Origin of the sequence: uncultured Clostridium sp. (assembly GCF_937920395.1) — a bacterium.
Lineage (GTDB): Bacteria > Bacillota > Clostridia > Clostridiales > Clostridiaceae > Clostridium_AD.
This window is the reverse complement of record NZ_CALEVF010000002.1, coordinates 1-24943: the sequence shown is the minus strand read 5'-3', so window position 1 is coordinate 24943 and position 24943 is coordinate 1. Positions and strand designations below refer to the sequence as shown.

Here is a 24943-nt window from a genome sequence, read left to right as displayed (position 1 = left end):
TTAATTTTCAAAGACCAATTTGCTTTGTCATCATGTGACGACTTCTACTATTTTACTAGGTATTTCTTGTTTTGTCAACTACTTCTTTTAATTAAGTTTTTATCTAAACTCTAATTAACAGTTAGCTTAATGTGCCACTTCTATGTGACGACAAGGAATATTCTATCATATATATATAAAGTCACCTTTATAATAAATAGATTCTAATATGATTAGCACCATATTTCTACATATAGGTCTAAATACTTCAATATTCCTCATTCGGATACGCATGGTAAAATAATTAAAATATTCGCAATATTATTAATGTTTTAAACATTGTTTGATTATCTCATCGCTAATCTAACTTATACTCCAATTAATAGCAAAAGGTTGCAATGAATTATCATTGCAACCTTTTGCTAATCTACATTCTAATTTTAAATTATTTTTCTTTATGTATTGGCTCTGTACTAAAACTAGCTTCTTTTAGATTTACAATTTTAGTTTTATATTTCACCTTATATCCTATCCATAAAACTAAGAATAAAGGTAATCCGATATAAGATGCAATAACATTTTTCCAATCAATTGAATTAGCTGTAAAATAAGTTACACCTTGTCCTAATATAACAATAACACATAACACTAGTGCAAGAATTGGTCCAAAGGGGAAAAATTTGGCTTTATATTTTAATAAGCTCATATCTCTACCTTGAGCTACAAATGCTTTTCTAAAACGATAGTGACATACTGCAATTCCTACCCATGCAATAAATCCAGCGAGTCCGGAAGCTGCAACTAACCACATATATACTGTTTCTTGCGCATATAATCCTACTAAAAAAGATGCAGAAGCTACCAATGTAGTAAGTAATAAGGCATTTATAGGAACTCCGCGAGAATTTACTTTAGAAAGAGCCCTTGGTGCTCTTCCTTCACGCGACATTGCGTATAACATACGGCTAGCCGCATACATCCCCGAATTACCACAAGAAAGAACTGATGTTAAAACTACAGCATTCATTATACTTGCAGCTCCAGCAATACCTGCTCTTTCAAAAATAGTGGTAAAAGAGCTTGTCGTAACTCCAGCTTGCGTAAAAGGTATCAATGCACTAATAATAAATATTGCCCCTAAATAAAATATTATAATTCTCCAAAATACACTATTAATTGCTTTAGGTACATTTTTTTCTGGATCTTCACTTTCGCCAGCAGCAATGCCTACAAGTTCTGTCCCTTGAAAAGAGAACCCTGCAATTAAGAAAACCATTAATATTCCTTTAAATCCAAATGGGAATGGTCCTTTGGCTCCACTTTTAGGATCTAAAAACGTAAAGTTTGAAAGACCAATATGGTGTCCCCCAATTATTCCGAAAATCATTGCAACGCCTACTGCTAGAAACACTAGAACTGCTACAACTTTGATACTTGCAAACCAAAACTCTGATTCTCCATAAGCCTTAGCTGAAAGCATATTTAAACCGAATAATAATAGTAGAAAAGAAATACTCCAAACAAGTGCCGGCACCCCTGGAAACCAATATTTCATAATCATAGCTCCTGCTACCATTTCAACAGCAACGGTAATTGCCCAGTTATACCAATAATTCCAGCCTAACGCAAATCCTAATGCTGGATCAACGAATCTCGATGCATAGGTTTCAAAAGAACCAGTAACTGGCATAAACGTAGCCATCTCACCTAAACCCGTCATTAAGAAATATACCATTATCCCTATCACTGTATATGCTACTAGTGCTCCACCAGGACCTGCTTGACTTACTGTCCCACCTGAAGCCAAAAATAGTCCAGTTCCTATTGCTCCACCAATAGCAATCATATGAAGATGACGAGCTTTTAATCCTCTTTTTAATTCATTTTTGTTTGATTCATTTGTGTTCAATTCACTCATTATAAACTCCCTTTATTTATTGCTATCTAATCCTTAAATATTATTCAACGAAGTAAGCAGTTTCGCTCTTTTAATAATTACAAAGCTAACATCATTCAGTCTATTTTACACCATTACTATAGTTATTAGCAATAAATAAAATTATCATTAATATATTTAATTAGAATTCTAATATTTTATTTCCATATAATACAAGCAAATAATTTAATTATTAACCCTCATTATAATAGGTATTTCTATAATTTTATTATTCTCTTTAAGTCTATTGATTTTTTGTCCAATATGGTATAACGTAAAGTAATAGATACACATTTAATTCGAATATTTTTTGTTCATTTTATTAGCATCTTTTTGTTTTGAATTTATACCAAAACTATTATAAAAGAGTGCTTTTTCAGTAAATATTTTCCTCTATAATTACAACTAAAAAGTTGAGATTACTGTGCATTTAGAACTAATAACCAAATTATAATCAAACAAAATTTAGGGGTGTACACTATGTTTTTAATACCAAGTCCAAAACATTTAGATATAAAGGAAGGTACCTTACAACTTAAAAGAGATACAGAAATAGTTTTAGATTACCAATGTAGTTTTGATGACCTAAATACTGCTATTTTATTACAAGAAGAAATTAGACAGCAATTAGGCTTCAATTTATTAATAAATAAGTCTTTTGACTGTAATAGCAATAAAGTTATAATTACTTTTAAAAAAACATCAGGACCAAAAGAGGCATATAGCTTAAGTATTGATGGTACCCGAATCGAAATATGTGGTGCTAATTCCATAGGAATATTTTATGGGGTACAAACATTAAGACAAATTATAAGACAAAATGGAGCTTTACTCCCAAAACTTAAAATTGATGATGAACCATACTTTGCTAATCGTGGATTCTATCATGATGTTACAAGAGGTAAAGTACCAACACTTAAAATGCTTATGGAACTAGTTGACAGGGCTTCTTTTTATAAAATAAATCAGTTACAACTATATATAGAGCATACTTTTGCATTTAAGGGAATGAGTGAAATTTGGATGGACAAAGATCCACTAACATCTGAGGAAATTTTAATACTAGACCAATATTGCAACAAAAGGCATGTTGAATTAATTCCTTCATTATCTACATTTGGTCACATGTACGAGGTACTTAGATCAAAATCATTCAATGATCTTTGTGAGCTAGAGAACAGTGAGGGAGGAGAGTATTCCTTTGAGCATAGAATGAATTCACACACACTTGATGCCACTAACGAAGGTAGCATCAAACTTGTTGAAAAAATGCTCCTACAATATATGCCTCTATTTAGTTCAAACACATTCAATATATGTTGTGATGAAACTTTTGAATTAGGTAAGGGAAAAAGCAAGGCACGTGCTGATAAGGTTGGAGTTGGAATGTTATACGTTGAATTTTTGAACAAAGTAATAGATATAGTAAAGAAAAAAGGCAAGCGAGTTATGTTTTGGGGGGATGTTATTTTACATCATCCAGAACTTTTAAGTAATATAAGTAAAGATGCCATTTGCCTTAATTGGGATTACAATGAAAATGCCAAAGAAGATGGAACAAAAGCAATAACTGAATCAGGTTTGGAGCAATACGTATGCCCAGGTGTATGGGGTTGGAACCAGCTAGTTAATAAAGTTGATAAAGGTTTTGAAAACATAAAAAGAATGGTAGCCTACGGTGTAAAATATGGTGCAACTGGTGTTTTAAATACTGACTGGGGTGACTTTGGTCATATAAATTTTTTAAGTACTTCAATTCCTGGAATGGCATACGGAGCCTCTTTATCATGGAATCCAGAAGGAGAAAAAGACTTTGAAAATGTATATAAAGCCTTATCTATAATAGAATATGGCGATGACTCTCTTAAACTTGTGTCGCTACTTAATCAATTATCCAAGAATCAAGTTGTAGGATGGTATGAACTAGTTGAATGGAAAGAAAATTTCAAGAATGATTCAGCTATTAAAAAGAGTTTTGGTAATCTTGATTGGAAAAAGATTTTAGAAGGATATAACCTTGCTTGTGAAATAGAAGATAAGTTCACTAGATTATCTAACAAGGTACGTACAAACACATTTGATTTGCAAGAATTTATTGTATCAGCAAGGGCAATACAGCTGGTAGATAGTTTCTTCTTAAACTTACTAAAGACTGAAAAAGGCATGAATGAAATAAATACAGTATTCACGCCAAGGGATCTTGCTGAAAATCTTGAAGTGTGGTTCTACGATTTTACTAAGATATGGAGAACACGAAATAAAGAAAGTGAATTATACAGAATTAGAGATATTATAGCCTTCACATGTAAATATTTAAGAAGTATAAGGCCCCTAGCTCGTTAATAAATTTCATTTCTAATATAAAATTTCAAATAATTTTATTGTTTTATTATCCTAACTAAGAATAAGTTATCTTAAAATGGGCATAGTTGAAATTAGAAGAATTTTAATAACAGTAACTATGTATCCATAATAAATTAATTATTTTAGTAGGAGGATAACAATGAAGCAGATATTTATAAGGATTAAAAAAGGTGAGAATTTTTACAATAAAGATATGATGGATTCAACTTGCGTTGAAAGAATGGATTGGTATAACACCTTGAGCAAAGGACAAATAATGAGCGTGTTAGAAGAGTTTGTAACAAATGACATTATAAAAGAAAACAATTTTCATTAATCTATAAAAATAAAGCTGACATCGTAGAAAAACGATGTCAGCTTTTATATATCATTTTTAATTTACAACATTAATTGGTTTACCTTTTATAAATGACTCTATATTCCCAGCCATAAGTTCTATTAGCCTTTGCCTCGACTCAAAACGCCTCCACCCTATATGAGGAGTTAAAATAACATTTTCCATATCAAACAATGGATTGTTAATTTGTGGTGGTTCTGGATCCTGAACATCTAGCGCAGCACCAGCAATCTCTCCATTTTGCAGAGATTTTATTAAATCAGTTTCCTTTATTATTGCTCCCCTTGATGTGTTTATTATAAACGCAGATGATTTCATTAGTTTAATTTTATCCTTATCAATAAGATGTAATGTATTTACGTTTAAAGGACAATTAATCGATACAAAATCACTTTGTTTCAATAAATCTTCAAGTGAAACAAAATGTACATTTGGGTTTTCACATGGTTTCTCTGTTCTACTAGATATAAGGATATTCATTCCTATTGCCAATGCAATTTTTATAACCTCACTACCAATAGCGCCATAACCACCAATGACCCCAAGTGTTTTGTTTTGAAGTTCAAAATGTGGTAATTGTAAATATTTATTAAAATTATCAAAGTTTTTTTCTCTAATCATAATTTGTTGCTGTATTAATGAAGAACTAAAATTTAATATATAGGTGATCACTAGATTTGCTACCGCTTGTGTGCTATAACTAGGAACATTACAAACTGTAATACCTTTTTTTCTTGCAGCCTCAATATCAATATTATTATAACCTGTCCCAGCTTCACAAATAAGTTTAACAGAAGATGGAAAATTTGATATTAATTTTCCACTCAAAGGTAATTCCTTTGTAATTATTATAGTTTGATCTTTAACTCGTTCTAAAATTTTTTCATCAATATTTACATCATATTTTGTAAAAGTACTTAATTGGGCTATAGACGAAAAGTCTAGTTTATTATCAAAGTTAAGTTTTGCTAAATTTAAGAAAACTGTATTTACCATATATGTACCCCCTAAAGTATAAATTTTTATAGTGAAACTACTATTATAACTAATATTACTACTGTTTTCTTAAAAAATAAAGCATTTATATAAAATGAATCATTAAAAATAGGACTTTCAAAGAAAACCCTATACATACCTTCTCAAATGTTTTAATGCATTTTTTTCTATCATAGACACCTGTTCTTTAGCTATTCCTATTTCACTTGCTACCTCCATTTGACTTTTCCCATTGAAGAACCTTAAATTTACGATTAATTTCTCCCTAACATTTAATTTTTTCATTCCCTCGTTAATTGATACATTCTTAGACCAACACTCTTCTAAATTTTTAGTATCTTGTTTTTGATCTACTTCGTAAATTTCATCCACATCCTGATGATAAATTGGTTCAATTAACGCAATAGGCTCTTGAATAGTATCTAAAGCAAATACCAATTCTTCTTTAGTTAATTCAAGTTCTTTTGCTATTTTAGATACAGAAGGTTCTTTATTGTCTTGTGCTACCAATCGCTCCCTAACTTGTAATGCTTTATATGCAATATCTTTTAAATATTTACTTGTTCTTAGCGAATTGTTATGTTTTAAGTAACCTCTTATTTCTTCAATTATCATTGGGACTGCATATGTTGAAAATTTACCACTTTTACTTAAATCAAAATTATCAATGGACTTCATTAATCCAATGCAACCTACATGAAATAAATTTTCTACATTTTCACCTCTGTTGCTGAAATACTGTATCACGCTTAGCACTAATTTAAGATTTCCTTCAATAAACTTTTCTCTACATTCATACTCTCCATTTTGTATTCTAAATAATAACTCCTGTATTTGTTTTTCTTCCAATACAGGTAGTTTTAAAACATTTACCCCACATATTTCTACTTGATTAAATATCATAAGGTCACCATTCCTTTCAGAGTGTTTGACTTAAATTATGTCCTTATGATATTTTATTATACTAAAGACAAGCTATAATATTTTATTATTCTTTTAAATGCAAATAAAAACAAGTCTATATCAATAATCCTTTGATATAGACTTGTCTTGTATACTATAAAAAACTAAAATATTATATTTCTTAATTAATCCATACTAACTTCTTGCCAAACATCTTCATATTTATATCCTGTAAGATCTTCAACAACTTCTTTTGTCTTTGGATCAACATCAAGTTTTGAACCATTATTTTTTAATCGTTCTATTTCTTTAGTTAATATAAGATGAGTTTGTTTATTAAGATGGAATGTGAAAGTAAAGAGTAGAGCAATAATAAGTAAACTAATAGCTCCAATAACCATAGTATTTGCAATTGTTTGCATTACTGCTGGTGGTTGAATTGTTCTTCCTTTAACAAATCCACCATACTCTAGTATAAGACCAACAACAAATGTAGCAAGAGCTACACTACTCTTTCTAGTAAAAGTCATAACTGCAGCGAAAAGTCCTTCTCGTCTTTGTCTAAATACCATTTCATCAACATCCGGAATAAATGGGAATACATTCCATGGTGTAAATTCAAGTATACTTCTACCTACTTGATAAATACCTGCAATTACGAATAAAACAGCAATTTTAGATGATGGATCTATTTTATATACAGCATAAAAACCTATTAAACATACGATCATTATTGAATAAGATATTTTAAATAAATTAGATGGTCCAATTTTAATCATTAAAAATCCTGCACAAATAGTAATAGGTATACCAACAACACTAAGTGAAAGTAAATTTGCGGCAACTGTAGCAGTAACTTTCAAATCATAAACACAGAAGAATATAAACACTGCATTAAATATGTCTTTCGCAGTAAAAGAGAATATATAGATAGCTAAATGTTTTCTAAAACTTCTAATTTTTAATGTAGATGTGTAATCTTTAGCAACCTGAGCAATAGTTTGCATATGTTGGGTAAAAGTTTTATGCTCAGCTTTTGTTTTGTTCAATAACTCCTTTTCCATTTCAGGTGAAAGTTCTCTTTCCCATGTTACCTTATATGAGGTAAATATACATACAGCAAAGACTATAGCAAAGAAACATCCATTTATAAAATATGCATATGAATTATCTTGCCCAAAATGTTTAATTAATTGTCCAGGCACAAATGTAGCTAAAAAAGTACCAGTTGCGGAAACAAACATTCTACATGTTGAAAGTATAGTTCTCTTATTAAAATCCTTTGTCATCTCAGATGGTAATGTTTCAAATGGTATTAATACCATGGCAGCAATCATTTCAAATAATAAATAAGATATCAAATAATACCAGTAGCCTTGGCCTGTTACCCAAAGCAGTGCATAAACTGCCATTAAAGGAGATCCAATTAGTAAGAAGAAACGACGTCTTCCAAATTTCTGTCCTAGTTTTGTTTTATAAAAGTTATCTGTTATACTTCCAATACTTAAACTAACAACTGCATCTACAAGACGTGCAATAGCAATAATTGAAGCTCCCTCAAGAGGTGACAACCCCGCAAACGTTGTGTAGAAGAAAAGTAAAAAAGCTCCAATAATCGTGAAGGCTCCTCCACCCATTAAGTCAATTAATCCATAACCAAGCCCTACAGGGATAGTAATATTTCTTACTTTTTTTGACATGTTATATACCTCTTTTCATTAGTTAATGTATGTTTAATAATTAAGCTTCTCACTTTATACCAGTAATTTTCAATCAAAGCGTTTACTTTCAATTAATTTTTTTAATTACAATCTACATATTTTTCAAGCGTTGACCTTACAGCCCCAGTACCCATAATCATTTCATTAAAATAATTTTCTACTTTTTCTCCAAGTCCTATATTATAAAGATTCACTCCAAATATTTCTTCATTAGAAAGTATTGTTTTTAATTTATCGCCTACTTTTTCTCCACTATTTAGCTTAATATCTGAAACACATGGTGTAAGCGTAGTTAATAATGGATCTGGGCTTAACTCCATTTTCTCTCCATTATCATCTATTGACATTAAATACCTACACCATCCTGCAATAGCAAGAGGAATATATTTAAGATCTTTTGGGTCTAAATCTTCTCTTTGCATATAAGACTTAATTGTTTCGCCAAATCTTATACCAATTTTTTGAGAAGTATCTGATACTATTCTTTGTGGTGTATCTGGTATATATGGATTTGGAAGTCTTACTTCAATTACTTCCTTAATGAAATCTTTCGGATTAAATATTTTAGGATCAACAACTACCGGCATCCCTTCTATATAGCCAATATTCTCCACTAGCTTCTTTAATGTAGGATCCTTCATTTCATCTGCAATAAGGTTAAATCCAAGTAAACATCCGAAAATTGCAAGAGCAGTGTGAAGTGGGTTTAAGCAAGTACATACCTTCATTTTTTCCACTCTTTCCACAGTTTCTCTATCAGTAAAAAATACTCCAGACTTTTCAAGTGACATACGTCCATTTGGAAAACTATCTTCTATTACAAGATATTGTGGTCCTTCTGCATTAATAAAAGGTGCAATATATGTATTACCTTTTGTAATTACTATATCGGTACTATCGAACCCAGATAAATTCAATGTTTTTTTAACACTATCAGATGGTCTTGGTGTAATTTTGTCTATCATACTCCATGGAAATGATACTTTATCTGGATTATTGATATACTTTAGAAAGCCTTTCTCAACCAACCCATTGTTAGTCCATCTCTCTACAATTGAATTTATTGCGTTATAAAGTTTTTCTCCATTGTGTGAACAATTATCCATGCTTACAAGTGCTATTGGTAATTCTAAAGTTTTATATCTTTCATACATTAATGACGCAACTTTAGCTATAACGCTCCTTGGATGTTTTACTCCATCTTCTACGTCTTCCTCGGATATATTTTTTAAACTATAACCTTTTTCAGTTATCGTGAAGCTTACCATACTTAAAGATGGTTTTATAAATATTGCTTGTAGGCGTTTCCATTCATCTTCTCTTGAATAATCACATGCTAAGCTTTCTCCAATACTTCCAATAACTTTTTTATCTAAACTACCATCAGGCTTCATAGTTACAAGCAAACTTAAATTATCATAAGGAGTATAAATCTTGTCTATGATTTCATAATCATAACCCTCCACTGCCACAATACCTGTATCTGCAGTGCCACTATTTAATAATGTTTGTTGCAATGCCGCAATAAATCCACGAAATATATTTCCTGCTCCAAAATGTACCCATGTAGGATTATCACTAGTTAAAGATGCCATTTTATCAAAATCGAATTTTGGAAGTTCTATGCCTGCTTTTTCCCAGACTTCATTTTGCTTTATACTTTCCTTACTTAACTCTAATCTTATTTGTTTCATTTTTACTATCATCCTCTCTTTTCATTAATTTTATATTGTTATAACAAAAACTGTCTTTGTTTCGTTTTACTATTTTTTACATATCACGTTCAACCCAGTATAGGTACCGTTTACACATTTATTAAAAAAATAATTTTCTTAATTTATGAGATTATCGCTTTTACAATAAATATACTTAAAGACAACCTGATTCTACTTGAAAAAGTTTGAACAATGTTCCTTTAATCAATTATTGTTGTATGAACATAACTTTCTATTAATATTTGTATTTCTACCATTCTAATATACTTGTATGTCAGTTAGTCTATATTTGAATTATATCATATTTTTTTATAAATTCAATAGTTATTTTCATTTTATTTTATTCGACTAATAATTTCCCAATTTTATAATACATAAACACACAAATTAACATTATGTATAAAAATTCGAATTAACATTATGTATAAAAATTCGAAAAAAATAACGCCATGCAAATATCTCTTTTTTTAAGATGATATCTACATGGCATATTTCATTAAATGTCAGGTTTTATTTTACATTTAATATTATATTTTTGAATCCGTTATAGCTTCCTTGAGAACCTTTGAAGATTCAAAAAGTTCTTTCTTCTCTTCCTCATTAAGTGTAACCTCTAATACTTTTTTTACTCCATCTCTACCTACAACTGTTGGCACTCCCATATAAATGTCTTCAATTCCATATTCACCCTTTAACAAAGATGATACTGTAAGAATAGAGTTTTCATTACTTAATATTGCTTCAACTATTCTTTTTATCGCCAGAGCAACAGCATAATAAGTTGCGCCCTTCTTTTGGATAATAGTATAAGCTACTTCCTTTACTTCTTTATATATATCATACTTAAGCTCTCCATTACATTTTTTAGGACAAGTAGCACAGTACTCATCGACATTCATACCTGCAATACTAGTTATACTCCAAGCTGCAATTTCTGAGTCACCGTGTTCACCCATTATATAAGTATGAATATTTCTTGCATCAATTTCAAAATGTTTACTAAGTAGATATTTAAATCTTGATGTATCAAGAACTGTACCAGAACCAATTACTCTATTACTTGGAAATCCTGATAACTTATAAGTTATATAAGTCAATATATCCACTGGGTTTGATACTACCAATAATATAGAATTAGGACTGAATTTTACAACATCTGGGACTATGCTTTGAAATATTTTTAAATTTTTATTCATACAATCAAGCCTTGTCTGTCCAGGTTTTTGACCGACTCCTGCTGTAATAATTACTATATCTGAATCTTTTGTATCTGAATATTCGCCAGAAGTTATCTCTATTGGTCTAACAAAGGAAACACCATGTGATAAATCCATTGCCTCTCCTTCAGCTTTGTCTTTATTAATATCTACCATTACAATTTCAGTTACAAGTCCACTACCCATTAGAGCAAATGCTGTAGTTGATCCTACAAATCCAGCCCCAATAATAGATATTTTATTTCCTTTTGTTCTCATACGAAGACTTCCTTTCTTTATTAATATTATATACTAATTAATAATAAATATCAACTGTAATTAACCTAATAGATAAATATTTATCCACTGTATGGTTACTTTAAATTATTCTATTTTATTGATTGGAATACAAATTTTTTTAGCTATTTAGTACTTCCTATGCTTTTCATAATAATTAAAGCAGTGTCTTCTATAGCTCTTTTTGTAACATCAATTATTAAACACCTTGTCTTTTTCATTATTTTTTCAGCAAAATCTAACTCATCTAATATTCTTGCATCATTGGAATATTGGAAACTAGAATTAAGTCCACTAAATTTATCCATCCTATGTTTTCTAATTTCAATAAGTTCAAAAGGATTTATTGTAAGTCCTATAACCTTTCGTCCTGGAATATTATATAATTCTTCTGGGACAGGAACTTCAGGCACCAAAGGTATATTTATAGCCTTTATTCCCTTATTAGCTAAATACATACATAATGGAGTTTTTGAAGTTCTTGAGACACCAATAAGAACTACGTCTGCCAATTTTATTCCATTATAATCACGACTGTCATCAAACTGTATAGCAAACTCCATAGCTTCTATTCTTTTATAATAATCCTTATCCATATTCCATATTGCTCCGGGAATATATTCTGGCTGTTTGTTTAATAACTTAGCTGCAAGTCCTATTACTGGGCCTAAGACATTTGATATAAATATACCTTTTTCTACACATCTTTGAACTAAGAATTCTTTTACATCTACCATAATAATAGTCGAAATAACCATTGCTTTCGAATTATCCTCTATTTTACTAATAAATTTATTAACATCTTCAGCTGTTTTAATATATGGTACTCTTTTTATTATAATGCTACCCGGAAACTGACTTTCTACTGATTTTGCTACAAGTTCTGCTGTTTCTCCTATAGAATCAGATACTGCATATATTGTTAACACCTTTACATCATCCACCTTCCTAATTTGGTTATTCTTCTTAAACTATTATTATGATAATTATATTAAATTATCCTTTTTTAATAGATCATATAATGTTGGTTTTAAATTAAATGAAGTCATTAAATCATTAACCTCAGACAGAGCTTTTTCTTTTATCTCCAAAGGTATTTTAGCTTTGATTGCTCTAATCAATATGTTTTTAGGTGAATGGTCTATATCTATAAATTCTAAAAGTTGTGTTTTATATCCAGAGCACTCAAGAAGATTTGCCCTTAGCGCATCTGTCATAAGTGCGCTAACTCTTTCCTTCACTATTCCATATTTTGTTAATATTGATAAAGATTCTGTTTTAATTTGGCTATTAAATTCATGTTGACAGCAAGGAACAGAGAAAATCATTCCACTATTCCACTTTATTGCATTGTGCAGTGCATAATCAGTAGCCGTATCACATGCATGTAATGTAATTACCATATCAACCTTATTTTCATATTTAAAGCCATTTATATCACCTAATTCGAACCTCAAATTTTCATAATTATATCTTTTAGCTATATCATTACATTTTTCAATTACATCCGATTTAAGATCAAGGCCTATCATTTTTACATTAATTTTTTTAATTTCTACAAAATAATAATATAATATAAATGTTAAATAAGACTTTCCACATCCAAAATCTATTATAGTAAGTTCTTTATACTCGTTGTTTTTAATTTCGTCATCAATAACTTCAACAAACCTATTTATTTGCTTATACTTATCATATTTTGAATTAACAACCTTACCTTCTTTTGTGAAAACACCTAAATCTATAAGAGGCTCGATTATCATACCCTCTTTAAGAATATAATTTTTTTCTTTATTATGACTTTTACTTGTAAGCCTTTCATTATCACTTTTTTTCTTTCCTAAATGAATCTTACCTTTTTTAGATATTTTTAAATCAAAAGTTGTAGTACCTAACCAAGCATCAACTTGTTTATATTTTTCTTGTACATATTCCAAAAGTTTTTCTCCTAAAATATCAATATTAATATTTTCATGAAAAACTTGCTTATCAGTCGTTTTTTCTATTTGGTAATATTGTTTTAAATCATCCTCTTTTAATACAAATGTTATTTTATTATACTCTACATCCTTATTGGTTTTATTGCTAATAACTGCCTTTATAATATCTTGCTTAACTATTTCATCAATTGCTTTCTTTAATTCTTCCATCTTAAGCGCTCCTCATAATTAACCGATTTTCTATCTAATAACTTCATTATATACCAAGTTAATTAATACTAACACTTTAAATTTCCTATTACTCAAAAAAAATCCAAGCGCAATCTCTACAAGAGGATGTGTTTGGATTTTATAATCATACTAATACATAAATCAGTTTAGTTTATAAATTTTTCTATTCCTACCGCTATCCCATCACGTACAACATCATCTGTTACCTTTTTAGCGTGACCTTTAACTTTTTCACTTGCATTTCCCATAGCAATACCACATCCAACAACTTCTAGCATTTCTATATCATTTATACCATCCCCAAATGAATAACTATTTTCTATTGGAATATTTAAATGATTGAGTGCTCTCATTATTCCAGATGCTTTTGTTTCCCTACTAGAATAAACTTCAAAAATGTTACTTGATATATTATGATTACAATCAAATCCATTCTCCTTTAATGATAGACAATATTCTTCTGCTTCTTTACTTTTGCACAACATCTCCATTTTATAAATATTAATATTTCTTATATCATACTCAATCTTTATGTACTTCCTTGATATATCAAAACTATCATAATATGCATATAGCTCTTGAAACTCGCTCTTCATATATGAATATTTTTCACCTTCCAATATATACTCAATATTAAATTTTTCAAAATTCTTTATTATTTCGTTTACAACCTCTTTATTAATTTCTTGTTTATAAATTAATTCTTCTTTAACTACTACTTGTGCTCCATTAGTAAACACAAAACCATCAAACCCAAATTTTAACAGTTCTTCGCTTATGAATGCATAAGGTCTACCTGTTGCAATAAAGATATAATTACCGTCAGTTTGTAATTTTTTAATAGATTTTTTAACCCTCGGAGTCATTTCTGTAATGCCTCTTGTACAATCAATTAATGTACCATCTATATCAAAAAATATTACTTTTTTCATGTTTTATTCTCCTCTTTAGTGCTTATTTTATAAAATATTTTGTATTCTAACTATATAATAAAACATCAATTACAACTTGTCCAACATTTAAGATAAAATAAGGAATGGTATATTTCTTATTATTTCATTCATACTTAATTCACATCAGAATACATTAAATATAATTACCTAATCAATATTTTCTTTATATACAAAATTGCAAGGGCCTCCTTCACAGTTTAAAACCTCTTCATCATTTTCCCCAATGTACATCTTTTTAGTCCCTACACCATTTTCAAGTTTGTCCACACTGTGAGTATATTTTACCTTAGATTCTGCTATCAGTTTTTCAATATCTGATGACATATCTACTGGTTCAGTTGTAGGTTCATATCTGTTAACTATATTACCATCCCTATCAATAAGAAATTTTGTAAAATTCCATTTTATTGAACTATCCTCCATAAATTCGGTAAACTTTCCATTAAACATATCATTAAGTTTTTTCCCAATAGGATGATTTAAATCAAAACCTTTGAAAGTTGTTTTTTCAGTAAGATATTTGAAAAGTGGAAGTGTATTCACCCCCCTTACATCCCCCTTCTCAAACAATTGAAAACTTATTCCGTAGTTTCTTTTGCAAAAATTTTGTATCTCAAGGTTTTCACCCGGTTCTTGCCCAGCAAATTGATTACTTGGGAAACCTAATATTTCAAACTCCTTGTCCTTGTATTCTTTATAAAGCTTCTCTAATCCCTCGTACTGTGGTGTAAATCCACATTTACTTGCTGTGTTAACAATAACAAGTACCTTCCCCCTATACTGCTCTAGAGATACCTCCTCACCATCGATTGTAATTGCTTTAAAATCATAAATTGACATATGCTATCCCTCCATTTTATATGAATATATTTATACCAAACATTAAACCATATGTTTTAATTCTTATATTTCATTTAATTCAAATTTCATAAATTTCATAAATTTCATAAATATTATAATTAACTTATTATATTTTAGCATTTATTTCTTCTTAAATTTATTATATCAGATAATTATTATTAATCAATAGTTGTTAGCATTTATTTGTCTTCATATATTCTTTTTCTTTAAAATCCAGGTTTTCACTCGATATTTGTGAATTTAAATAACATATTTCCAGGTATTCATCCTCCTCAAGTTGCCTTATGTATTGATATTCTTTTATATACATAAATCGAATCACTATTCCCTTTTGCTCTAAAACTCTATTCTCCTCATTATCAATATTTCTAGTAATTTTTTCTGCCTCTATTACCCTATCATTTCCACTATTAATTCTAATCTTATATGTATTAATAACATTTTCATTCCAACATTCTAAATGTATCGCGTACAATATAATACTCCCACATTTTGAGCATCTTATAAATAATTGCTGCCTAACTTTTTCGATAGTTACTTTGTTATTATCACAATTTCTACATACAATAGTTCTAAACATGTATAATCACCTCAACTATTTTTATGTGATAACTCAGAACTTTATGACAAGTAAAATAGCACTCATTTCTGAGTGCTTTAAATTTTACAAAATTAATACAAAAATATTTTTACACTATCATTTTTACTAATTCATCATATTGTTCTCTAGTTAAAGATATAATAGTGCCTCGAACTTTAATGCCATTTGAAAACTTGTCTTTAAGAATATCATTTTGTTTTACTTCCTCAATGCTTATTGGAAACTGTATGTCTTTAATTTTTATTATATCAATTACCTGTATCCCCTCTTTGTTTGAATGTCTTTCTTCTGTTATTTTACCTAGTGCAACAAGTTCTCTCTGTTTTCCTGAGTTATATCCAATAACCAAGTCTCCTACTTTTACCTTTGAAAAATATTTTCTAGTACCGCCTTGTTCATTTAGTGAGTTCCATTGTTGCGTCTGACCTATACCTATACTCTGGACCCAACTCCAAGGATTTTTATCATCATGAGGATTCGCATTTATCCACCAATAATTCATACTAACATCTCCTATTATTTTTTAATGTATAATAATGGCTCTTATTTTTAACCTCAAAAACACTTTTTAACATTTGTATATTAGTTAAAAATAAGCTCCGAGGATATACCCCAGAGCATCATTAACTTTTTCTCTAATTTATAAACACTACTTCATTACATTTCTTACAAACTAGAATTAGAGTAGTATCATTACGGGTTTTAAATTCGTAACTTTCAATTTTCTTATCATTTCTTATGTCTTCAACATTACCACATTTACAAAGTAATTTCATCAAGTTCCTCCTACTAAGCTGCTCTTGCTCAACCCATTATACCATAAATTGTAATTTATGGTAGTATTAATTTACTTTTGTGGAATGTTATGAATAAATATCTGATAACTCTACTAGTATATTTTCATTTTCACTTCTCACATTGCTATTATACAATTTACTTTCATGAGATATCTTTGTAGCCGGTAGCAATACTGTAAACTTACTTCCTTTTCCAAATTCACTCTGGGCATATATACTTCCGCCATGCAATTCTACAATAGACTTAACCAAACTTAATCCAACTCCAGTCCCTTCCGTATTTCTTGAAAGAGATTTATCTACCTGCTTAAATCTATCAAATATAATGTCTAAATACTTTTCTTCAATTCCTATACCATTATCTTCAACTGATATTTCAACGAATTCCTTACCATCCTTAATAACTACAAATATTTCATCACCTTTGTCTGTGAATTTTATAGCATTTGATATAAGATTTAATACTATTCTCTCTATTTTTTCTGTGTCACAAGCAATAATTTTTTCTTCTATATCTGTATCAAAAATAATATTTAAACCTTTACTATCAGTCAATGTAGTTACAGACATCACTATTTCTTCTACAACTGCTACTATATTACTATTTGATAAATTCAATTTAAAGAATCCTGCTTCAATTTTTGATAAATCTACTATGTTATTAATAAGTTTAGACAATCTATATGAGTTTTGCTTAATTGACTCTATATATGTAATAATTTTGTCTTTTTTTTGATCTAGTGAGCCTCTCTTACAATACATATCAAACAGCTGAGCTGTTGAAAAAATAACATTTAATGGTGTTTTAAGTTCATGTGATATGTTAACAAGAAATTCTCCCTGTGCTTTATTTGCAATGATTAACTCAGCTGCCCTTTTTTCTTTCTCTCTATTTTGAAAGGTAAGCTCTTTATTAGCAATAATTAGCTCTGCTGCCCTTTTTTCTTTTTCCTCATTTTGAAAAATGAGTTCTTTATTTGCAATTACAAGCTCTGCAGCTCTATCCGCTTTTTCCTCATTCTGATAAGCTAGTTCCTTATTTGCAATAACAAGTTCTGCTGCCCTTTCTGCTTTCTCCTCACTTTGATAAGCTAGTTCCTTATTTGCAATAATTAACTCTGCACTATGATCTATTTCTTCTATATCATGAGATTTAATCTCATTACTTTCAATAATTAGTTTTTCTGCCCTAGATACGTTTTTCATGTTCATAATCCTCCATTAGTATTAATGATTAAATCATAACACTGTACTAGTTTTGACGATAATTATTTAAAATAAACTTGTGCTATAATACCATATTACCATATTAAGTTACATTTTAGTATGTTTATGTTTACTTTATCTAAATTATAAAATTAAAGCCAATTTAATAAAAAGGCTTTAACTTATAATTTATATTGATTAATTGTTATTATAAAACTTTTTGTTTTTTATAACACTAATTGCTCCAAATAAAAGTTTTAGCTGGAATATAATCATATATAAATTTAGCGTTTTTTAAAGATAACCTTACACACCCATGAGATACTCGAACTCCAAGTGTATTATCTATAATGTAGTTTCCATTTCTATCATATAATACACTATGAAATAAATAATTACCTCTTATTTGAGTATAGTATTTACACCTATCACCTCCAGATGATATAAAATATTTACCTTTTATTCCTACAGTGAAATTACCTTTTATTGTAGGTGTGCTTGCTTTACCCGTAGAACAAACCATTGATGTAATAAGATGCCATTTCTTATTAGACCCCTTAAATATATTTACCTTTTGGTGATATATATCAATCCATATGAAATAACTACTAGCACTCCGAATATTCTTACTGTTTATAACTTTTTCTAATGCATTGTTTGAAGCTACAACCCTATTCACAGATTTTTTCGTATTTATTTTAATAACCTTATTCCCAACTAATATATGATTGCTTTGATCCACTTTTACCTGAGTAAGCTGATTTCTTTCAACTACCCCCACTTTTTAATAATTTAATACATTTTGTAACAGTATATTCTTTTATAATTTAATTGCTACTAAAATGTAAAATTACAAATAATAAAATTACAAATAATAAAAAATTTGCTACAAATGCCTCTGGCATATGTAACAAATTCTTATATAATTAAAATAAGTTTTTTATTATTATCAATCATTAAATAATCCATATTATCTCTTTAATTTACCCATATTAATGATCCTTTAGATATTGTATTATAGTACCATTTAGCCATGTCTAGTGGTATCCGAATACACCCATGAGAAACTCTTTTCCCTATTGTCGAATCACAAACAGCTCCCCTCGTAGTTAGAATTATTGAATGTAACATGTAGTTTCCACTATATCTTGTCCAATATTTTACTATCGTACCGCGACCTGCAACGAATGAAGCTCCCTTATCCTTAATTGTAAATAATCCCCTCTTTGAAGGTGTTATATTGTTACCTGTTGCACATGAATATGATTTTACTAATCTCCAGTGCTTTGCTGATCCTGTAAATACATTAACTCTTTGCCTATTCAAATCAACCCAAGTAAAATATTTAGTCTTGCTAACAAAAGTACTTGTAATATTCACATAAGTTTCAATTTGCTTTTTAGTTAAATATTTTGTGTTAGTAGCCGGATTCTTTGCTATAGCTACTCTGCTACAAGCCACCCATAACTGAGAACCATTAGATTTTCTAATTAAATAACGACTATTAGTCTCATCTTTAATTTCGACTTTTAATCCTGCATATTCCCCATATACTGGATTAGGTTGTACTAAACTATTAAATACAATACTTGACGTCATTCTAGAAGTTAATGCAGTCCACTTACTATATAATATAGTTTTTCCTATAGACCGGTATGACCTTATTTTATAATAATATACTTTGCCTGTTACTAAGCCTGAATTTGTATAGTACAAATATGGTGTTTTTGTTAATAGAATATAAACTCCTTTACTAGAAGTCGCTCTATATACTTGATATCCATTTGTACCTTTTGCAGCATTCCATGTAAGTTTAATACTTGTAGAACTAATTACAGTAGTTTTAACATTTGCAGGAGTAGTCGGTGGCAAAATAAGTATCCATTTTGCATATAGCGATGTATTATATGTCACTTTACAAGTTGTAAAGTTCCATACATTCGTACAATTAGATTCTTTGTACCAACCACCAAATGTATAACCTGTTTTTATTGGTGATTTAGGCTGCTTTATAACACCGTTATAATCACCGCTTATATTACTTTCTGAGCTTCCTCCTTGACTGTAAAATGAAACTATATATTTATTTATTGTCCACTTTGCAAACAGTGTTGTATCTTCTGTTATTAACGTATTTGTAAAATCAAATAGATTTACAAATGTATTATTATCTTTGTACCATCCTCCAAATGCGTATCCTTCCTTAGTTGGATTTTGCGGTACAATTACTTTACCATTATACGCAACTGACTGGACTGGTAGATTCAAGCCCCCATTTGAGTTGAAGTATACATTATCTAATTTATTTACTTTCTCAGCCTCAGTATCCTTATTTTCTACAACTGGTTTTATTGTATCTGCTTTCTTACCCTCAGCATTTGAAACCGTTTCTTTTGATATTGATGATAATGTTGTGTTTTCTATTGCACTTGCAGTTACAGGAATATTTAAAAATAAAAATATCAAAGATACTGTAATAATTAGAACTTTTTTCAAGTAATTTTCCTCCTACGGTATTAATATATTATAGCTCTTATTATATTCTATGCGCTTATAGTAAATTCCTTTAAAATCCAATTATTTATTTTATTTCAGTATAAATTGTAAATTAATTTAATCATTACTCATATTATATTGATTCTAATACTCTGCCACTTATTCAAATCACAGAATATTTCTTTTTTATTGACATTATTTGCTTTTAATGTTAAGATTCTTTTTAAATTAAGTATATTGTTAATGCGTTGATGGAGAGTATAATTTTATAGACTTAAGGTACAGAGAGTCGATGTCTGCTGAGAATCGATACTAAGTTGAAGTTACAAATCACTCTTGAGCTGCCTTTCCGAACAAAGTAGGAGAAGCCGGTTAGTCTCGATAAAAGACTTAGGTTTTAACGAACCGAAAAGAGAGGTGTCTTTTTTTAAGATACAATTAAGGTGGTACCGCGATTAACACTCGTCCTTGGATTTATTTCCAAGGACGAGTGTTTTTATTTAGCAATAATATAACTAAAACTATAGGAGGTTTATATATGCAAAAATCAGCTTTAGAATCATTATCAAATCAGACATTAGAACATCATCTTTTAGAAATTCAAAAATCACAGACAAATTTAAAAGGTGTTACTTTAAAAACAGGACTTATATACAGTGATGTATTTAGTAATGAATCTGGAAATTCCGTTTATATTAAGCCCGAAAATCTACAAATTACTGGTGCGTTTAAACTTCGCGGAGCCTATAATAAACTCTGTAGCTTAACACCATCAGAAAGAAAAAGAGGAGTCATTGCCTCATCTGCTGGTAACCATGCACAAGGAGTTGCATATTCAGCCCAAAAGCTAGGTATTAAATCTACTATTGTAATGCCTAAAACAACCCCCCTAATCAAGGTCGAGGCTACAAAAAGCTATGGTGCAAACGTAATTTTAATTGGAGATTGTTACGATGATGCTAATGCAGAAGCAAAAAAATTAGAAAAAGAACATAATTATGTTTTTGTACACCCCTTTGATGATTTAACTGTAATGTACGGACAAGGTACCATAGCTTGTGAAATTATTGAGGAAATTGATGATATTGATTGTATTCTTGTGCCTATTGGTGGGGGTGGATTAATTGCAGGAATTGCACTTGCAGCAAAAGCCTTGAAACCAAATATTAAGATAATAGGGGTAGAACCTGAGGGTGCAAAAGCAATGAAGGATTCTATTGACTGTAAAAAAGTCGTAAACCTTGAAACAGTTTGTACCATAGCTGATGGTGTGGCTGTAAAAAAACCCGGAGACCTAGCTTTTGAGATTATCAGAAATTACGTAGATGAAATTGTAACAGTTTCAGACTTTGATATTATGGAATCATTTCTTCTGCTACTCGAAAAGCATAAACTTATTGCGGAAGCTTCTGGTGCCTTGTCATTTGCAGGACTTAAGAAAATAAAAGAAAGAGGGAAAAAGGTTGCTTGCGTTTTAAGCGGTGGTAATATCGATGTTGTTACAATATCCTCAATGATAGATAAAGGTTTAGTTTCAAGGGGAAGATTGTTCTGCTTTAGTTTGGAAATGTCAGATATTCCTGGAGAATTAGTCAAAGTTTCAACTATCCTAGCCAACGCAAATGCTAATGTAGTTAAATTAGACCATAATCAATTTAAAACTAATGACCGTTTTATGCAAGTTCAACTTGAAATTACTGTAGAAACAAATGGTCATAATCATGTTGATGCTATTATAAGTGCATTAGGTAAAGAAGGATATAAAGTTAATAAAATATATTAATTTATTGTATTTTAAAATAGAGATAGCAATTGCCATCTCTATTCCTTATATTACCTTATAATGTGATGTAGTATATATCTCATACCTACTTTACCTTTAATTTATAAACTTATAACCTTTATACAAACAGGGCTTGATACTTTAATATCTCCAGGTAGAACTTCCAATTTTCCCGAATTCGAATCAATTTTAAAAGTTACAATTATATTGGAATCCTGATTTGAAACAAACATAAACTTACCTGTAGGATCAATTGCAAAATCTCTAGGGCACTCTCCATATGTTGATGTATGTCCAACTAATTTTAATCTGCCTGATGTACTTTCTATTTTAAAAATAGCTAAACTATCATCTCCCCTATTAGATGCATAAAGATAATTACCATCTGGTGAAATATGAATAGCTCCACAAATATTTTCACCTACATATCCTTTAGGTAACGTTGAAATGCTCTGTATTATATCAAAAATTTGCTTCTCTACGTTATATCTTGCTACTACAACTTCACAACTAAGTTCCGTAATAATATAAGCTGTTTGACCACTCGGATGAAATTCCATATGCCTTGGACCACTACCTGGTGTCATTTTTAATGATAATTTATCGTTAATAATCAAACTACCATGTTTTCTATCAACCTCATAAAATTCGACACTATCTATTCCAAGATCTACAACACATAAATATTTTCCTTCAGGAGTTAACGTTACATAATGCACATGAGGTTCTGTTTGTCTTATTTTATTTGGTCCTGCTCCTTCATGTTCCACAATTGTTAATAAAGAACCAAGCCTTCCATCCTCATTAACTGAAAACATTGACACAGTTCCTTCATTATAATTAGCTACGAAAACATATTTATTCTCACGATCAATACAAACATTACAAGGGTCCTTACCTTTAGTACCCTCAATATTTAGCAACTTTGTTTCACCAGTTTTTGGATTAATGCCAAAAGCCGCAACAGCCCCACCAACTTCACCATTAAAAACTTCATTCTCCAAAACTGTATATAAAAATTTATTATCAAGACTAATATTCAAATAACTTGGATTATCAACTTTACAAGATACACCTATTTGTTCTAAACGTCCTGATTTTATATCAAGATTATATGAATATATACCCTGACTTCCATTACTAGTGTAGGTTCCAACATAAGCTATATACTTTTTTTGCAAAATATCCATTATACATCTCCTAATAAAATTACATATACACCCTATTATTACTTTATAATTTATACTTTTTTAATATGTCTTCAATAAATATTCCATTTTCATAAAACAATTCACCATCTGCAAAAATCTTCCCACCGTTTCTCATATCACAAAGCATATCCCAATGAATAATAGATTTGTTAATTCCACCCGCTTCTGGCATTGAGTCACCAATAGCCATGTGCACTGTTCCACCTATCTTTTCATCAAACAACATATTTCTTGTAAAATCCTTAATACCATAATTGGTCCCTATAGCTACCTCCCCAAATCTACATGCTCCTTCATCAGTTTCAAGAAGTGCCTTAAGCAAGTCTTCACCTTTTGATGCTGTTGCATTAATTACCTTTCCTTTTTCAACCTCTAAAACTATTCCTTTAATTTCTTTACCCATATATATTCCTGGGAAACTAAATGTAATTACTCCATCCACACCATCATCTACAGGCGATGTAAATATTTCTCCGTCTGGGAAATTCACTTTACCATCGCAGTTTATCCATTTCCTACCTGATACATTTACTTTGATGTCTGTCCCCTTTGATATAAAGTGTAATCCTTTTTTTGTATCAAGGTAACTAATCCATCTATCTTGCTCTGCGCTTATTCTTTTCCATTCTAATTCAGGATCTTTAGCATCAAGTAAACCTGCTCCATAAACAAAATCCTCATAATCACTAAAACTCATTGAAGCTTCCTGGGCATCAGCATAAGTAGGAAATTGTGTACCACACCATCTTAAAGAACCATCACCCATCTTTCGTGAATATATTTTTCTCCAACTTGCTGCACCTTTAGATGATATTTTAAGTTTAACTGCATCAATTCCTGAAAATCCCTTTGTGTTTCTACTTGCCCAAGCAGAAATCCATACATCTGCCTTTTCAAGCATTGTTTTAAAAATAACATTTTCCGAAAGCAATTGATCTTCACTGCTATATTTAAGTTGTACTTCTGATACCTCTGTAGATGTAAGTTGAGTTTCTACATGTGCGCCTGCCTTAATTGCCTCCTTCACTACCTCTACCATCCAAGGTCTTGCTACCTCATCACAGGATACAAATACAAAATCACCGGGTTTAACTTTAGTTGAATAATTTACTAGTAACCTTGCAAGTTTATTAAGTCTTTGATCAGCCATTTATAATTTCTCCTTCCAGTTATTACATTAGATTGCAATTTTATTGATATTTTATTTTAAATCCATAATGCTCCTATAAAACATATTACTATATTTTGTACTATAATCATATACTTTTCGTTATCATTCTCTAGACATTTATAAGTAATTAACAGATACTATTATTATTTTTCAACGCAAAAAAACACTAAGATAAACTTAGTGTTTTTTTTATTACCTGGCGACAACCTACTCTTCCACAAGGTTACCCCTGCAGTACCATCGGCGCAT

20 protein-coding genes, 1 pseudogene and 1 other annotated feature are annotated in these 24943 nt (G+C 29.9%); of the genes and pseudogenes, 3 read left to right on the top strand and 18 right to left on the bottom strand.

Annotated features, from left to right (window positions below):
• Positions 1-424 precede the first annotated feature (424 nt).
• Complete coding sequence (locus Q0649_RS00150; protein WP_298836021.1) at positions 425-1897, bottom strand: amino acid permease; 1473 nt, start codon at positions 1895-1897, stop codon at positions 425-427.
• A 498-nt stretch (positions 1898-2395) separates the two neighbouring features.
• On the opposite strand from Q0649_RS00150, the gene Q0649_RS00145 reads away from it, so the two are divergent.
• Entirely contained in the window at positions 2396-4258 is a 1863-nt protein-coding gene (locus Q0649_RS00145; RefSeq protein WP_298836019.1) for a glycoside hydrolase family 20 zincin-like fold domain-containing protein, read from the top strand.
• 160 nt (positions 4259-4418) lie between these two features.
• Positions 4419-4595 carry a hypothetical protein gene (locus Q0649_RS00140; protein ID WP_298836017.1) on the top strand — a complete coding sequence of 59 codons (177 nt, stop codon included), beginning with the start codon at positions 4419-4421 and terminating at the stop codon, positions 4593-4595.
• A gap of 57 nt (positions 4596-4652) precedes the next feature.
• Here the strand turns inward: Q0649_RS00140 and Q0649_RS00135 are convergent, their stop codons facing one another.
• From Q0649_RS00135 to Q0649_RS00065, 15 genes and pseudogenes are all read right to left on the bottom strand, one after another.
• Positions 4653-5612: a 2-hydroxyacid dehydrogenase gene (locus tag Q0649_RS00135; RefSeq protein WP_298836015.1), complete on the bottom strand. Its 960-nt coding sequence runs from the start codon at positions 5610-5612 to the stop codon at positions 4653-4655.
• A gap of 129 nt (positions 5613-5741) precedes the next feature.
• Entirely contained in the window at positions 5742-6515 is a 774-nt protein-coding gene (gene sigG, locus Q0649_RS00130) for an RNA polymerase sporulation sigma factor SigG (protein ID WP_298836013.1), read from the bottom strand.
• 185 nt (positions 6516-6700) lie between these two features.
• The gene (locus Q0649_RS00125; RefSeq protein ID WP_298836011.1) at positions 6701-8215 is read right to left on the bottom strand and encodes an MFS transporter; all 1515 of its coding nucleotides are present in this window, start codon (positions 8213-8215) and stop codon (positions 6701-6703) included.
• A 101-nt stretch (positions 8216-8316) separates the two neighbouring features.
• Positions 8317-9930: a mannitol dehydrogenase family protein gene (locus tag Q0649_RS00120; RefSeq protein WP_298836006.1), complete on the bottom strand. Its 1614-nt coding sequence runs from the start codon at positions 9928-9930 to the stop codon at positions 8317-8319.
• Between the two features lie 548 nt (positions 9931-10478).
• Positions 10479-11426 (bottom strand): L-lactate dehydrogenase, encoded by a 948-nt coding sequence (locus tag Q0649_RS00115; protein WP_298836004.1) that lies wholly within the window; start codon positions 11424-11426, stop codon positions 10479-10481.
• A gap of 143 nt (positions 11427-11569) precedes the next feature.
• Positions 11570-12373: a pyruvate, water dikinase regulatory protein gene (locus Q0649_RS00110; RefSeq protein ID WP_298836002.1), complete on the bottom strand. Its 804-nt coding sequence runs from the start codon at positions 12371-12373 to the stop codon at positions 11570-11572.
• Positions 12374-12430: 57 nt separating this feature from the next.
• Positions 12431-13594, bottom strand: coding sequence for an SAM-dependent methyltransferase (locus Q0649_RS00105; RefSeq protein WP_298836000.1), 1164 nt, complete (start codon positions 13592-13594; stop codon positions 12431-12433).
• Between the two features lie 167 nt (positions 13595-13761).
• Complete coding sequence (locus tag Q0649_RS00100; RefSeq protein ID WP_298835998.1) at positions 13762-14547, bottom strand: HAD family hydrolase; 786 nt, start codon at positions 14545-14547, stop codon at positions 13762-13764.
• A 318-nt stretch (positions 14548-14865) separates the two neighbouring features.
• Positions 14866-15408 (bottom strand): annotated as a pseudogene (locus Q0649_RS00095) (glutathione peroxidase); the annotation flags it as partial.
• 193 nt (positions 15409-15601) lie between these two features.
• The gene (locus tag Q0649_RS00090; protein WP_298835996.1) at positions 15602-16009 is read right to left on the bottom strand and encodes a hypothetical protein; all 408 of its coding nucleotides are present in this window, start codon (positions 16007-16009) and stop codon (positions 15602-15604) included.
• 109 nt (positions 16010-16118) lie between these two features.
• Positions 16119-16532: an EVE domain-containing protein gene (locus tag Q0649_RS00085; RefSeq protein ID WP_298835995.1), complete on the bottom strand. Its 414-nt coding sequence runs from the start codon at positions 16530-16532 to the stop codon at positions 16119-16121.
• Positions 16533-16665: 133 nt separating this feature from the next.
• Positions 16666-16806 carry a hypothetical protein gene (locus tag Q0649_RS00080; RefSeq protein ID WP_298835993.1) on the bottom strand — a complete coding sequence of 47 codons (141 nt, stop codon included), beginning with the start codon at positions 16804-16806 and terminating at the stop codon, positions 16666-16668.
• Between the two features lie 87 nt (positions 16807-16893).
• The gene (locus Q0649_RS00075; protein ID WP_298835991.1) at positions 16894-18033 is read right to left on the bottom strand and encodes a cell wall metabolism sensor histidine kinase WalK; all 1140 of its coding nucleotides are present in this window, start codon (positions 18031-18033) and stop codon (positions 16894-16896) included.
• A 235-nt stretch (positions 18034-18268) separates the two neighbouring features.
• Entirely contained in the window at positions 18269-18814 is a 546-nt protein-coding gene (locus Q0649_RS00070; protein WP_298835989.1) for a L,D-transpeptidase, read from the bottom strand.
• A gap of 197 nt (positions 18815-19011) precedes the next feature.
• The gene (locus tag Q0649_RS00065; protein ID WP_298835987.1) at positions 19012-20529 is read right to left on the bottom strand and encodes an InlB B-repeat-containing protein; all 1518 of its coding nucleotides are present in this window, start codon (positions 20527-20529) and stop codon (positions 19012-19014) included.
• 239 nt (positions 20530-20768) lie between these two features.
• Positions 20769-21002: a binding site (T-box leader), on the top strand.
• Positions 21003-21067: 65 nt separating this feature from the next.
• On the opposite strand from Q0649_RS00065, the gene ilvA reads away from it, so the two are divergent.
• Positions 21068-22312, top strand: coding sequence for a threonine ammonia-lyase (gene ilvA, locus Q0649_RS00060; RefSeq protein WP_298835985.1), 1245 nt, complete (start codon positions 21068-21070; stop codon positions 22310-22312).
• Between the two features lie 101 nt (positions 22313-22413).
• On the opposite strand, the gene Q0649_RS00055 is transcribed toward ilvA, so the two are convergent.
• Both Q0649_RS00055 and Q0649_RS00050 read right to left on the bottom strand, forming a co-directional pair.
• On the bottom strand, positions 22414-23502 hold the full coding sequence (locus tag Q0649_RS00055) for a lactonase family protein (RefSeq protein ID WP_298835983.1): 1089 nt from the start codon (positions 23500-23502) through the stop codon (positions 22414-22416).
• Positions 23503-23545: 43 nt separating this feature from the next.
• Positions 23546-24673: an aminopeptidase gene (locus tag Q0649_RS00050; protein ID WP_298835981.1), complete on the bottom strand. Its 1128-nt coding sequence runs from the start codon at positions 24671-24673 to the stop codon at positions 23546-23548.
• Positions 24674-24943 lie beyond the last annotated feature (270 nt).